Genomic DNA, 13,177 nt, shown 5'->3' with positions numbered 1-13,177 from the left:
ACCTTTTGGCGGGCGGTGCGCGCCGCGGTGGACGACACGCCGGTGACGGGGCTGCGGGCGGCGATGGTGCCCTGGCCGGCGATCGCGCGGCGCCAGCAGCTGCCGCCGCCGGGCGACTGGCGGCAATGGCTGATCGTGGGCGGGCGCGGCTCGGGCAAGACGCGCGCCGGCGCCGAATGGGTGCGGGCGCTGGCGCTGGGCGAGCCGCCGCTGGCGAGCCGCGTCCACGGACGCATCGCGCTGGTCGCGGAAACGCTGGGCGACGCGCGCGAAGTGATGATCGAGGGCGAGAGCGGGCTGATGGCCTGCGCCGTCGGGCGCCGGCCGGTGTTCGAGGCGGGGCGGCGGCGGCTGGTCTTCGCGAGCGGAGCGGTGGCTCAGATCTTCTCCTCGGAAGACCCGGAATCGCTGCGCGGATACCAGTTCGACGCGGCCTGGGGCGACGAGCTGGCCAAGTGGCGCAACGCCGAGGCGGTGTTCGACAACCTGCAGCTCGGCCTCCGGCTGGGGACACGGCCGCGGGCCCTGTTCACGACGACGCCGCGCCCCGTGCCGCTCCTGAAGCGGCTGATGGCCGAGCCGGGAACGGCAGTGACCCAGATGCGAACGGCCGAGAACGCCGGCAATCTCGCGCCCGAATTCCTGGCCGCGATGACGACGCGCTACGGCCGTTCGCGGATCGGACGCCAGGAGCTCGACGGCGAGATGGTGGATGGGCGCGAGGACGCGCTGTTCGACCGCGCCGCGATCGAGCGCGGCCGGGTGGAGGCGGCGCCGGCGCTCGGCCGCGTGGTCGTGGCGGTGGACCCGCCGGCGAGTTCCGGCGCGCGTTCGGACGCCTGCGGCATCGTCGCGGCCGGAACCGGCGAGGACGGGATCATCTACGTGCTGGCCGATGCCAGCCGGCGCGCGGCCAAGCCCATGGAATGGGCGAGCGCGGCCGTGGCGCTCTTCGAGCGGCTCGAGGCCGACCGGATCGTCTGCGAGGTCAACCAGGGCGGCGAGATGGTCGAAGCGGTGATCCGCACGGTCTCGCCCGACGTTCCGGTGCGCTCGGTGCGGGCGAGCCGGGGCAAGTGGCTGCGGGCGGAACCCGTGGCCGCGCTCTACGAGCGCGGCCGGGTGCGCCATGCCGGCTTCTTCCCGGAGCTGGAAGACGAGATGGCCGACTTCGGAGCGGAGGGTCTGTCCGGCGGCCGCTCGCCCGACCGGCTCGACGCGCTGGTCTGGGCGGTGACGGCGCTCGGCCGGGTCGAAGGCGAGCCGCGCGTGCGCAGCTTCTGACACAACCGACATCGAGGGGTGATCCATGGGGATCGGGCAGAGGGTCGCGGCCTGGCTGGCGCCGGAGCGCGCGGTCGCGCGCGCCGAGGAGGCGAAGAGCTGGGCGCCGGCGGGCGGAACGCTGTTCCTGGCAGGCGGAGGAGCGGGCGAGGAAAGCTGGCGCGAGCGCTCCTACGAGGCGCTGGCGCGGGGCGGCTTCATGCGCAATCCGGTGGTGCATCGCTGCGTGGCGATGATCGCGGAGGCCGCGTCGAGCGCGCCGCTGCTGATCTATCGCGGCGCGGAGGAGGTGGCGGGGCACCCGATCCTGGCGCTGCTGCGACGCCCGAACCCGACCGAGGACGGGGCGGGGTTCCTGCAGACGCTGTGCGGGCACCTGCTCCTGTCGGGCAACGCTTTCGTGCAGGCGGTGCGGCCGGACGGGCGGGACGAGGCGCTGCATCTCCTGAGGCCCGACCGGGTGCGGGTGATCGCCGCGGCGGACGGCTGGCCGGAGGGCTACGAGTACCGCGCGGGGCGCCGCGTGCTCCGCCTGCCGGCGGAGGAGCCGGGCGGGGGGCGCGGACCCGTTCTGCACGTGCGCCTGTTCCACCCGCTGGACGACGGGACGGGGCTCTCGCCGCTCGTCGCGGCGCAGGGCGCGCTCGACCTCCACAACGCGGCGGCGCGCTGGAACACGGCGCTCCTGGAAAACTCGGCCCGGCCGTCCGGCGCGCTGGTGTTTAAGCCGGCGGAGGGCGGCAACCTGTCGCCCGAGCAGTTCGACCGGCTGAAGGCGGAGCTCGAGGCGGGGTATTCGGGCGCGGCGCGCGCCGGACGGCCGATGCTCCTGGAGGGCGGGCTCGACTGGAAGGCGATGGCGCTCTCGCCCCGCGACATGGACTTCATGGAGGCCAAGAACGGGGCGGCGCGCGACATCGCGCTGGCCTTCGGCGTGCCGCCCATGCTGCTCGGCATCCCGGGCGACGCGACCTATTCGAACTTCCAGGAGGCGAACCGGGCCTTTCACCGGCAGACGGTGATGCCGTTGATGCGCCGGCTCGCCGCCGCGCTCGGCGGCTGGCTGGCCGAGCGCGGCGGCGAACCGGAGCTGCGCCTCGCCTTCGACGAGGACCGGCTGGACGGGCTGGCGGCGGAGCGCGACGCGCTCTGGACCCGCGTCGGGGCGGCGGACTTCCTGGGCGAGGACGAGAAGCGGGAGGCCGTCGGCTACGGCCCGCGGCAGGCCGCCTGAAGCGGACAAAGAAAAGCGGCGGAGCGCTGAGGCATCCGCCGCCGACGTCCACGCGGGACCATCTGAGAACAGGACAATCGCAGGATGCGGCACGCCCGATTGCAAGTCAAACAAATGATTTCGGCCGCGGCGGCGGCGGAGGTGCGGCGATGAGCGGCGACCCGATCTCTCCGGCGGTGCTCTACGTCGCCAAGTTCGCGGGGGCGGCGGCGGGCTCGGCGATCTCCGTCGCCTATTTCCTGCCCCGGGGCCGACGCGAGGCGGCGGCCCGCTTCCTGATCGGCATCGTGACGGGAATGGTGTTCGGGCCGCCGGCCGGGCTGATGCTGGCCGAGCGGCTCGGCATCGGCGCGGTTCTGACCTCGGTCGAACTCGCCGTCATGGGCTCGGCGGCGGCGAGCCTTTGCGCCTGGTGGGCGCTCGGCGCCCTGTCGCGCTTTGCCGACGGACTGTTCCGCCGGGGCGGCGACGGCGGAGCGCCGCGATGAGGGCGGCGGTCGGCGCGGAGGCACGCTTCGAGGCGGATGGCCGGGTGGCGGGCCATGCGAGCCTCTTCGGCGTGCCGGACACGGCCGGAGACGTCGTGGAGCGCGGCGCCTTCGCCGCCTCGCTGCGCCAGCGCGGGGCGGACGGGGTCCGCATGCTGTGGCAGCACGACCCGGCCGAGCCGATCGGCGCCTGGAGCACGGTGCGCGAGGATGCGACGGGCCTCTTCGTCGAGGGGCGGCTGGCGCTGGAAACGCGGCGCGGGCGCGAGGCGCTGGCGCTGATCCGGGCCGGCGCGATCGACGGGCTGTCGATCGGCTTTCGCGCCCGCGCCGCGCGTCGGAGCGCGGGCGCCAAGGGACGGCGCCTCCTCGCCATCGATCTTTGGGAGGTCTCGATCGTGACCTTTCCCTGCCAGGAGCGAGCGCGGCTGCGCGCGCTTCCCGTTTCGGCCGACGCGGCCGACGACGCCGCCCTTGCCCGCCGCATCGAGGCGGCTCGGCGGCGCATCCTGAACCCCACACGATCCCAACCGGAGCGAGCATGAGGCAGGCCATGACCCTGGACAACGAGACCAAGGCCGAAACGAAGGCGGTGGGCGGGGAGGCGAGCAAGGCCTTCGGCGCCTTCATGGAAACCTTCGAAGCGTTTCGCGAGGCGAACGACGAGCGCCTGGGCGAGATCGAGAAGCGCATGGGCGGGGCCGACCCTCTGACCGAGGACAAGGTGGAGCGGCTGAGCCGAGCGCTCGACGAGAGCGAGAAGCGCGTCGAGCGCCTGGTCCTGAAGGCGATGCGCCCGGCGCTCGGCGAGGCGGGCGAGGACGGCGCGCGCCGAAGCCGCGGCGCGGGCGCCGACGAGCACAAGGCGGCCTTCGAGGCCTATGTGCGCGGCGGCGACGAGCGCGGCTTCCGGCGGCTGGAGGAGAAGGCGCTGTCGTCTCTGATCGGCGCCGATGGCGGCTTCGTGGTGCCGCCGGAAACCGAAGCCGAGATCGGCCGTCGCCTCGCCGTTCTGTCGCCGATCCGCGCGATCGCGGCGGTGCGCAGCGTTTCGGCGAGCGTTCTGAAGAAGCCCTTCGCCATCGCCGGTGCGGCGGCCGGGTGGGTCGGCGAGGCCGATGCGCGGCCGCAGACCGGCACGCCGACGCTTGCCGAGATCGCCTTCCCGACGATGGAGCTCTACGCCATGCCGGCGGCGACGAGCGCCATGCTGGACCGACGCGGCGGTCGACGTCGACCAGTGGATCGGCGAGGAGGTCGAGCAGGCCTTCGCCGCACAGGAGGGCGCGGCCTTCGTCAACGGCGACGGGGTCAACAAGCCGAAGGGCTTCATGACCGCGACGACGGTGGCCGAGAACGCCTGGAGCTGGGGCAGAGTCGGGACGGTGTCGACGGGCGTCAACGGCGCTTTTCCCGCGGCGAACCCGTCGGACGTCCTGATCGACCTCGTCTACGCGCTGAAGGCCGGCTACCGGCAGAACTCGGCCTTCGTGATGAACCGGAAGACGCAGGGCGTGATCCGGAAGATGAAGGACGCGGACGGCAACTATCTCTGGCACCCGCCGGTCGCGGCCGGCGGTCGCGCGACGCTGATGGGCTTCCCGCTCGTCGAGGTCGAGGCGATGCCGGACATCGCGCCGAGCGCCAAGGCGGTGGCCTTCGTCGACTTCTCCCGCTTCTACCTGGTGGTGGACCGCCAGGGCGTGCGGGTGCTGCGCGACCCGTACTCCGCCAAGCCCTACGTCCTGTTCTACACGACCAAGCGCGTGGGCGGCGGCATCCTCGACTTCGACGCGGCGAAGTTCCTCGCCTTCGCGGCCTGAAACGAGCCTTCGAACGGCCGGGCGGAACATCCGCCCGGCCTTTTTCGTGGAACGGGAGGAGAGCGCCGGTGACGCTGATCGACCTCGGGACGGGGAGCGCGGCGGAGCCCGCGAGCCTTGCCGACATCAAGAGCTACTGCCGCATCGATCGCGCCGACGAGGATGCGCTGATCCTGCGCCTGGCACGGGCAGCGCGCCTCGCCATCGAGGCGGAAACGGGTCTTTCGCTGGTTCGCCGCGCCTTCCGGCTCTGCCTCGACCCGGCGCCGCGGGGCGGCTGGCTGACGCTGCCGCGCCGGCCGCTCGACGCGGTGCTCGCGGTGACGGCCTACGACGCGGGCGGCACGCCGGTCGTGTTCGGGGCGGAGACGGGGATCGACGCGCGCATGGCCGGCGGGCAGGCGGTCCGCCTCGCGCCGGCCGTGCTTCGAGCCGCGGCCAACGGCGTCGAGGTCGAGTTTCGCGCCGGCTGGCTGCCGGACGCGGTGCCGGCGGACATCTTCCTGGCGCTCCTGCAGACGGTCGCCCTGTCCTACGAGGCGCGCGGGATTGTCGAGCCCGACGCCCAGCCGGCGGCGTTTCCGGGATCGGCGTCGCGGCTCCTCGCCCCCTTCCGGCCGGCGAGGCTGATGTGAGGCGCGCTATAACGGCGGGGCGGCTGCGCCACCGGGCGGTGCTGGAGGCGCCGGAGGATGCGCCGGACGGGGCGGGCGGCGTGCTGCGGGGGTGGCGCGCGTTGGCGGCCTTGTCCGTCGCCGTGGAGCCGGTGCGGGTGACGCCGGGCGAGCGCTTCGACGCGCGCGAGGCGATCGCGACCCATCGCGTGACCTGCCGCCACCGCGCGGACGTCGCGCGCGGGATGCGGCTCACCTCGGGCGAGCGGCGGCTCCTGATCCTGGCGGTCCACGATCCGGATGCGTCCGGGCGCTTCCTGCGGCTCGACTGCCGGGAGGAGGCGTGAGCGGAATCAGGATCGGGGTGCGGACTCGTCGGCGACGAGGAGCCGGCGCGGCGGAGCGGCTGGCACTCGCGGCGAGCGGACAGGCGCCGGTGCCCTGCAGTTCGGGAGCCGGCCGTCTGCTGCTCGCGAGTGCCGAGCGGGAGAGCGGCGCGACGGCGAAATCGCGCAAAAATTCACGAAAAGTTAACGACCATTAACGGGCGAAATCGTTCAATCTGGACTCAGGCAGGCGATCTTCGTCCGCGACGACGCGTCGCCGCGATCCCAAGGAGTTCCGATGGCCTATCCGAGCATCGAACTGCAAACGACCATCTTCGAAACTCTGCGCTCCAACGCCGCGCTGACGGCGCTGCTCGGCGGGCCGAAGATCTTCGACAGCGTCCCGGAGCGCGCGAGCTTTCCTTATCTCACGCTCGGACGGACCGCCGTGATCGACTGGTCCACCGGCACGGAGGACGGCGCGGAGCACATCCTGACGCTGCACGTCTGGGCGCGGGGCGGCGGCAAGACCGAGACCTACCGGATCATGAACCAGGTGTCCGACACGCTGAACGACGCGCACCTGCCGATCGAGGGGCACAAGCTCGTGAACCTTCGCCTCCAGTTCGCCGAAGCGCGGCGCGAGCCGGACACGACGACCTATCACGGCATCCTGCGCTTCCGCGCCGTCACCGAGCCGATCTCGGGCTAGGCGTTTCCCCGGCAGCAATCTCGACCCTTCGCGCGGGCGGTCCATCGGGCCGCCCGCTTCCGTTTGTTTGAACAGAAGAGGACGCCATGGCGGCTCAACGGGGCAAGGATCTCCTGATCAAGATCGAGGCGTCGCCGGGCGTCTGGCAGACCGTGGCGGGCCTTCGGGCGCGGCGGATCGCCTTCAACGCCGAGACCGTTGACGTCACGACGGCGGAGAGCGCCGGGCGCTGGCGCGAGCTGCTCGGCGGCGCGGGCGTGCAGCGGGCTTCCGTTTCGGGGGCGGGCATCTTCAAGGACGCGGCCTCCGACGCGGCGCTGCGGTTGATGTTCTTCGAGAGCCGCGTCGCGCCGCTTCAGGTCGTGGTGCCGGACTTCGGCACGGTGAGCGGGCCGTTCCAGGTGACTTCGCTCGACTACGGCGGCGAGCACGACGGCGAGGTGACGTTCGAGGCGGCGCTGGAGTCGGCGGGGGCGCTGGCCTTCGCCGCCGCCTGATGGGCGTGGCGAACCGGCGGCGGGGCGAGGTGTCCGCCGTGATCGACGGCCGGGAGGCACGGCTCTGTCTGACGCTCGGGGCGCTGGCGGAACTCGAGGACGCCTTCGCCTGCGAGGACATGGGGGCGCTCGCCCGGCGCTTCTCGGGCGGACGGCTCTCGGCACGCGACCTCCTGCGCATCCTGGCGGCCGGGCTGCGGGGAGCCGGCACGGCGGTCAGCGACGCGGAGGTGGCGGCGATGCGCGTCGAGGGCGGCGCGGCGGGAGCGGCCCGGGTGGCGGCGGAGCTCCTGACGAGCGCCTTCGGAGCGGCGGAGGACGCCGCGCCGGGCCCTTGAGCGCCGCGCGCGACGCTTCGCCGGCAGCGGGGCGCGCGGCCTTTCCCTGGGACGAGGCGGCGGGTGCCGCGTTCGGCTTCCTGCGCTGGCGGCCGGCGGATTTCTGGGCCGCGACGCCGCGCGAGCTGGCGATGGCGCTCGCGCCCTTCGCGCGAGAGGCCGCGGCGCCGCCGAGCCGGGCGGTGCTGGAGGCGCTGATCCGGCGATTTCCCGACCAGAGCAACTGAAGCGAGGCATCCGGCATGGAAGCGGACGAGACCTATCGCGTCGCCTTCGACGTGGACACGAGCGCGCTCGACAGGGCGCTGGGCGATCTGGCCGCGCGCTCCGACCGCTTCGGCGCTGCGCTCGGCAGCGCGCTGAAGGGCGCGGTGGCCGGCGGGCGCTCGCTCGATACGGTCCTGGCGACGCTGGGAACGCGGCTGACGGGCATCGCGCTCGACGCCGCGCTGAGGCCGTTGGAGGGGTTGGTCTCCGGAGGGATCGGGCAGCTCTTCGCGGGCCTCGGCGGCCTCCTCCCGGGAGCGGCGGCGAGCCCCGGCATCGTGCCCTTCGCGAAGGGCGGGGTGATCGGGACGCCGACCTTCTTTCCCATGGGTGGACGCATCGGGCTGATGGGCGAGGCGGGGGCGGAGGCGGTGCTGCCGCTGAAGCGAGGAGCCGACGGAACGCTCGGCGTGGGCGTGCCGGGCGGTGCGCGGGGCGGCGGGGGAACGGTCGTGATGAACGTCTCGACGCCGGACGCGGCGAGCTTCCGCCGCTCCGGCGCGCAGATCGAGGCGATGCTGGCGCGCGCGACGTTGCGCGGCCGGCGCGGGCTTTGACGGAGGAAGAATGGGGATCGCATCCTTCAGCGACGAGCGTTTTCCGCTCGCCGTGGCCTTCGGCGCGAGCGGCGGGCCGGAGCGGCGCACGGAAATCGTGCGGCTGTCGAGCGGACACGAGGTGCGCAACGGCCGGCATCGCCATTCCTGGCGCCGCTTCGACGCGGCGAGCGGCGTGCGCAGCCTTTCGGACCTGCGCGCCGTGGTCGAGTTCTTCGAAGCGCGGCGCGGCCGGCTCGTCGCCTTCCGTTTCCGCGATCCCCTGGACTGGCGCTCGAGCGGCGAAGGGCGGTTGGCGACGCCGACGGACCAGCCGATCGGCGTCGGGGACGGCGCGCGGCACACGTTCCAGCTCGCCAAGACCTATGGCGCGGGAGCGGACGCCTATGTCCGACCGATCGGCAAGCCGGTGCCCGGAACCGTCCAGGTGGCGGTGGACGGGGTGGACCTGATGGGCAGCGGTTTCGCCGTCGATGCGCGAACCGGCGTCGTGACGCTCGACCTTGCGCCGAAGGCGGGCGCGGCGGTGACGGCGGGCTTCGAGTTCGACGTGCCCGTGCGCTTCGACACGGACGCGATCCAGGTGAGCGTCCAGGCCTTCGAGGCGGGCGAGATCCCGTCGATCCCGCTGGTGGAGGTGCGGCCGTGAGGACGATATCGGCGGGCTTGCAGGCGCATCTCGACGGACGAGCGGCGACGCTCTGCCGCTGCTGGCGCTTGAAGCGGCGAGACGGCGCGGTGCTCGGCTTCACCGATCACGACGACGCGCTCCTTTTCGAGGGCACGCGGTTCGAGGCGGCGGCGGGACTGACGGGCAGCGAAGCGGAGGCGGTGCTCGGGCTCGGGCCGGGCGGCGAGGAGGTGGAGGGGGCGCTCTCGTCCGAGGCGATCCGCGAGCCGGACCTTGCCGCCGGGCGCTACGACGGCGCCGAGGTCGAGGTCTTCGCGGTGAACTGGCAGGCGGTGGAGGAGCGCGTCCTGCTCGGCGTCTTCGACCTCGGCGAGGTGACGCGCGAGGGCGAGCGCTTCCGCGCGGAACTGCGCGGCGCGGCGGCGCGGCTCGACCGGATGCGGGGCCGGATCTATTCGCGGCGCTGCGACGCGGCGCTCGGCGACGCGCGGTGCGGGATCGATCTCGGCCGCGCCGGGCGCCGCGTCGCGGGAACCGTCCGGAGCGCCGGGCCAGGCGGGATCGTGGTCGAGGCGAGCGCGCTCGGCACGGATTTCGAGCACGGAGCGGTATCGATCCTGAGCGGTGGGGCGGCGGGGCTGGAGGGGCGGCTCGTCGCGGTGACGTCGGAGAGCGCCGGCGCGTGGCGGCTGTCTCTGCTGGAGCCTTTGGATTTGGCGGCGGGAGACCGCCTGCAACTGACGGTCGGCTGCGACAAGAGCTTCGCGACCTGCAAGGCGCGCTTCGCCAATGCCGAGAACTTTCGCGGCTTTCCGCACCTGCCGGGCAGCGACGCCGCCTTCCGCATCGCAAAGCGGGACGGGCTGCACGACGGCAGCCCGCTGGTGCCATGAGCGGGGCGGTGCAGGTGCGGGCGCTTCGTTTCGCGCGCAGCTTCCTCGGCACGCCCTACCGGCACCAGGGCTCGCGCCGGCGCGTCGGCTGCGACTGCCTCGGGCTGGTGCGGGGCGTCTGGCGGGAGCTCTACGGATCCGAGGCGGAGGAACCGGGCGCCTACTCCGCCGACTGGGCGGAACGGATCGGCGAGGACCGCCTGGTCGCGGCGGCGCGGCGGCATCTCGCGGCACTTCCGGCCGAGGCGGCGGAACCGGGGGACGTGGTCCTGTTCCGCTGGCGGGACGGGGCGCCGGCCAAGCATTGCGGCATCCTCGACGAGGGCGGGCGCGTCATCCACGCCTACGAGGGCGCCGCAGTCGTGTCCTCGCCGCTACCGCAGGCGTGGAAGCGCCGGATCGCCGGGCATTTCCGCTTTCCGGACATCGAGACGAGGTGAGGCATGGCGACGATCGTTCTCCAGGCGGCGGGGGCTCTCGCGGGCGGCCTCGTCGGCGGGCCGTTCGGCGCGGTGCTCGGCCGGGCGGCCGGCGGCCTCGCGGGCGCGGCCATCGACGGGGCGCTTCTGTCCGGCACGAAGCGGATCGAGGGGCCGCGCCTGGCCGAGGGCCGCGTCAACGGCGCGGACGAGGGCTCGGGGATCGCCCGCGTCTACGGCACGGCGCGCGTGGCGGGGCAGGTCATCTGGGCGACGCGCTTCGAGGAACGCCGGCAGACCGAGCGGCAGGGCGGCAAGGGCGGGGCCCCCCGCGTCGAGACGACGAGCTACAGCTACTTCGCCAATGTCGCGATCGGCCTGTGCCAGGGACCGATCGCCGGCATCCGCCGGGTCTGGGCGGACGGCGAGGAACTGGATCTGACCACCGTCGCGCTTCGTCTGCACGAGGGGACGGAGACCCAGGCGCCGGACCCGCTGATCGAGGCGCGGCAGGGCCGGGGCAACGCGCCGGCCTATCGCGGGCTTGCCTATGTCGTCTTCGAGCGCCTGGCACTTGAGCGCTGGGGAAACCGCGTGCCGCAGATCGCCTGCGAGGTGATCCGGACGGTGGGGCGGCTGGAGCGCAGCGTCCGGGCGGTGACGATCATCCCCGGCGCCAGCGAGCACGGGCTCGACCCGCGGCCGGTGCGCGAGCGCGTCGCTGCGGGCGAGGACCGGCTGCCGAACCGCAACGTCCTTCACGGCGCGAGCGACTTCGACGCGTCGGTCGCGGAACTGACGGGCGTGTGTCCGGGGCTGAAGCGGGCGGCGCTGGTGACGGCCTGGTTCGGCGACGATCTTCGGGCGGGGACCTGCCGCGTTCGACCGGGCGTCGAGGTGGCGAACCGCGACGAGACGGAGGTCTGGCGGGCGGGCGACGTGGAGCGCGCGGGAGCGCATCTCGTATCGACCGCCGGGGGAGGGCCGGCCTATGGCGGAACGCCGAGCGAGGCGGGCGTCCTGCGGGCCATGGCGGCGCTGAAGGCGCGCGGGCTGAAGGTCACGTTCTATCCGTTCCTGCTGATGGACGTGCCGGCGGGCAACGCCCTGCCGGACCCTTATGGTGGGGCGCGGCAGGCCGCCTATCCCTGGCGCGGACGACTGACGCTCGACGTCGTTCCGGGCCGGGCTCGCAGCGCGGACCGGACCGCGAAGGCGCGGGCGGACATCGAGCGCTTTCTCGGGACCGCGATGCCGCAGCACTTCCGGATCGAGGCCGGGCGCGTGCGCTATTCCGGGCCGGCGGAGTGGTCCTATCGGCGCATGTTGCTGCACCAGGCGCACGTCGCGAAGATCGGCGGAGCCGATGCCTTCGTGATCGGCTCCGAGATGCGGGGGCTGACCAGCATCCGCGACGAAGCGGGGCGCTTTCCCTTCGTGGAAGGGCTCGTCCGGCTGGCGGCCGAGGTGCGGGCGATCCTTCCGAACGCCCTCGTCACCTATGCGGCGGACTGGAGCGAATATGCCGGCCACCGGCCGGAGGACGGCTCGGGCGACGTGTTCTTCCAGCTCGATCCGCTCTGGGCGCATCCGGCGATCGACGTGGTCGGCATCGACAACTACATCCCGCTCGCCGACTGGCGGGAGTCGGACTGGAGCGACGGCGGCCCGGACGGGGCGCGCTCGCCCCATGACGCCGATGCGCTGCGGCGGGGCATCGCGGGCGGCGAATACTTCGACTGGCATTACCCGAGCGAGGCCGACCGGGCGGCACGCCGCCGGGCGCCGATCCGCGATGGGGCGGCGAACAAGCCTTGGGTGTTCCGGCAGAAGGATCTCGCGGGCTGGTGGCGCAACCGCCACGTGGAGCGGCGCGGTGGCGCGGAGGTCGGCGCCCCTACGGCCTGGGTGCCGGGGATGAAGCCGATCTGGTTCACCGAGCTGGGATGCCCGGCGATCGACAAGGGGCCGAACCAGCCGAACGTTTGTGTGTTGTTTCCTCGCAAGTTCGGCAATTGCTTCATTAGAAGCAGCGGTTACGCTACCGGACGTAAAACTCCGACCATGGCGGTTAGAAAGTGCCCGAAGCCAAACCTCAATATCATCTGACTGAAGAAGAACTGCGATTGCTCGCACTTTCCGAGGATGAAGTCCGCATGAGTGTGACGGAATTCTCGTTCCAGGTTGAGAAGATGGCAGGCAGGATCAATGACGGTGAGCCGTGGCAGGTGGTTATCCAGGCTCACCTATACCTGGACCATGTGATAACCGCGACGCTCATAGATGCTCTGGTCAGGCCTGATGCCATCGAGCCAAGAAAACTGGCTTTTAGTCAAAAACTGGATTTGGTTCATGCGATGGGTTTATTGCCATCGCCGATGATACACGCCATCCGCTATGTGAACACTTTGCGCAATTCGATCGCGCATAGGCTCGATTTCGAGGTCACTCCCGCCGAACGAGAAAAATTGCGAAGTGTGTGCCCGCCGATGGTGCGCCAGATCTTGGAGGAGTCTCTCGAAAAGAAGTCACCCTTTGCCCTGTTTGAGTACTTGAAGGGGTTCGTTGTCATTGCGGACATGCACAGGCAGCACAATGCATTTCGACGAATTATGGAGAGGCGTGCTCGCTTAAACGCGCGCAAAGTTCTCAACATGACAGCATAGAAGCATGCGTTGCATAAAATTGTAGGAAAATATCTCTAAGCGAGGGAACGTCTTCATCGACCCGAAGTTGGTCTGCCCCCTGAAAAGTGGCCCTCCCTGAAGTAGGCTTTTGAGCCTTTGGAGGATGCCGAGAATGCCGAGGAAGAAGCCGAGCCCGGAAGAGATCGTCGCCAAGCTGCGGCAGGTGGACGTTCTCGTGTCGCAGGGTCGACCTGTTGCCGAAGCGGTGCGCACGATCGGCGTGACGAGCTTCACCTACTATCGCTGGCGCAAGGAGTATGGCGGGCTGAAGGTTGACCAGGTGAAGCGGCTGAAGGAGCTGGAGAAGGAGAACGAGCGGCTGCGCAAGGCGGTCTCGGATCTGACGCTCGAGAAGCTGATCCTGAAGGAGGCTGCATCGGGAAACTGGTGAGCCCCGCCCGCCGTCG

The 13,177-nt window shown here is 71.8% G+C and carries 15 protein-coding genes and 3 pseudogenes; all 18 read left to right on the top strand.

Annotation, left to right across the window (positions count from 1 at the left end; translation table 11 throughout):
• Nucleotides 1–63: 63 nt before the first annotated feature.
• Complete coding sequence (locus FZN60_RS27465) at nt 64–1,284, top strand: DNA-packaging protein (protein ID WP_158877455.1); 1,221 nt, start codon at nt 64–66, stop codon at nt 1,282–1,284.
• A 25-nt stretch (nt 1,285–1,309) separates the two neighbouring features.
• Nucleotides 1,310–2,518, top strand: coding sequence for a phage portal protein (locus FZN60_RS27460; RefSeq protein WP_158877423.1), 1,209 nt, complete (start codon nt 1,310–1,312; stop codon nt 2,516–2,518).
• A 149-nt stretch (nt 2,519–2,667) separates the two neighbouring features.
• A complete protein-coding gene (locus tag FZN60_RS27455) occupies nt 2,668–3,006 on the top strand; it encodes a DUF6107 family protein (protein WP_158877421.1) in 339 nt (112 codons plus the stop codon).
• Nucleotides 3,003–3,551, top strand: a complete 549-nt coding sequence (locus FZN60_RS27450; protein ID WP_158877419.1) for an HK97 family phage prohead protease — start codon at nt 3,003–3,005, stop codon at nt 3,549–3,551. The genes FZN60_RS27455 and FZN60_RS27450 overlap by 4 nt, the downstream gene beginning before the upstream one ends.
• Nucleotides 3,548–4,829: pseudogene (locus FZN60_RS27445) on the top strand (phage major capsid protein). The gene FZN60_RS27450 and the pseudogene FZN60_RS27445 overlap by 4 nt, the downstream one beginning before the upstream one ends.
• Nucleotides 4,830–4,897: 68 nt before the next feature.
• The gene (locus FZN60_RS27440; RefSeq protein WP_158877417.1) at nt 4,898–5,464 is read left to right on the top strand and encodes a head-tail connector protein; all 567 of its coding nucleotides are present in this window, start codon (nt 4,898–4,900) and stop codon (nt 5,462–5,464) included.
• Nucleotides 5,461–5,790: a phage head closure protein gene (locus tag FZN60_RS27435; RefSeq protein ID WP_246727273.1), complete on the top strand. Its 330-nt coding sequence runs from the start codon at nt 5,461–5,463 to the stop codon at nt 5,788–5,790. The genes FZN60_RS27440 and FZN60_RS27435 overlap by 4 nt, the downstream gene beginning before the upstream one ends.
• A gap of 277 nt (nt 5,791–6,067) precedes the next feature.
• Nucleotides 6,068–6,481 carry a DUF3168 domain-containing protein gene (locus tag FZN60_RS27430; RefSeq protein WP_158877415.1) on the top strand — a complete coding sequence of 138 codons (414 nt, stop codon included), beginning with the start codon at nt 6,068–6,070 and terminating at the stop codon, nt 6,479–6,481.
• 86 nt (nt 6,482–6,567) lie between these two features.
• Nucleotides 6,568–6,978, top strand: coding sequence for a phage major tail protein, TP901-1 family (locus tag FZN60_RS27425; protein ID WP_158877413.1), 411 nt, complete (start codon nt 6,568–6,570; stop codon nt 6,976–6,978).
• On the top strand, nt 6,978–7,316 hold the full coding sequence (locus FZN60_RS27420) for a gene transfer agent family protein (protein WP_158877411.1): 339 nt from the start codon (nt 6,978–6,980) through the stop codon (nt 7,314–7,316). Before FZN60_RS27425 ends, FZN60_RS27420 begins: the two co-directional genes overlap by 1 nt.
• On the top strand, nt 7,313–7,543 hold the full coding sequence (locus FZN60_RS27415) for a phage tail assembly chaperone (RefSeq protein ID WP_158877409.1): 231 nt from the start codon (nt 7,313–7,315) through the stop codon (nt 7,541–7,543). The genes FZN60_RS27420 and FZN60_RS27415 overlap by 4 nt, the downstream gene beginning before the upstream one ends.
• A 15-nt stretch (nt 7,544–7,558) precedes the next feature.
• On the top strand, nt 7,559–8,140 hold the full coding sequence (locus FZN60_RS27410) for a phage tail tape measure protein (protein ID WP_158877407.1): 582 nt from the start codon (nt 7,559–7,561) through the stop codon (nt 8,138–8,140).
• A 10-nt stretch (nt 8,141–8,150) separates the two neighbouring features.
• Nucleotides 8,151–8,789, top strand: coding sequence for a phage distal tail protein, Rcc01695 family (locus tag FZN60_RS27405; protein WP_158877405.1), 639 nt, complete (start codon nt 8,151–8,153; stop codon nt 8,787–8,789).
• Entirely contained in the window at nt 8,786–9,664 is an 879-nt protein-coding gene (locus FZN60_RS27400) for a phage/gene transfer agent baseplate hub protein (protein WP_158877403.1), read from the top strand. The genes FZN60_RS27405 and FZN60_RS27400 overlap by 4 nt, the downstream gene beginning before the upstream one ends.
• Nucleotides 9,661–10,104, top strand: coding sequence for an NlpC/P60 family protein (locus tag FZN60_RS27395; RefSeq protein WP_158877401.1), 444 nt, complete (start codon nt 9,661–9,663; stop codon nt 10,102–10,104). The genes FZN60_RS27400 and FZN60_RS27395 overlap by 4 nt, the downstream gene beginning before the upstream one ends.
• A gap of 3 nt (nt 10,105–10,107) precedes the next feature.
• A pseudogene (locus FZN60_RS27390) lies at nt 10,108–12,069 on the top strand (baseplate multidomain protein megatron); the annotation flags it as partial.
• 92 nt (nt 12,070–12,161) lie between these two features.
• Complete coding sequence (locus FZN60_RS27385) at nt 12,162–12,749, top strand: hypothetical protein (protein WP_158877397.1); 588 nt, start codon at nt 12,162–12,164, stop codon at nt 12,747–12,749.
• Nucleotides 12,750–12,882: 133 nt separating this feature from the next.
• Nucleotides 12,883–13,177, top strand: a pseudogene (locus FZN60_RS27380) (transposase); the annotation flags it as partial.

This window comes from Antarcticirhabdus aurantiaca, assembly GCF_009765365.1.
Taxonomy (GTDB): domain Bacteria; phylum Pseudomonadota; class Alphaproteobacteria; order Rhizobiales; family Rhizobiaceae; genus Antarcticirhabdus; species Antarcticirhabdus aurantiaca.
Note: the sequence above shows the minus strand (reverse complement) of the source record. Positions and strands in the feature narration are given on the sequence as shown.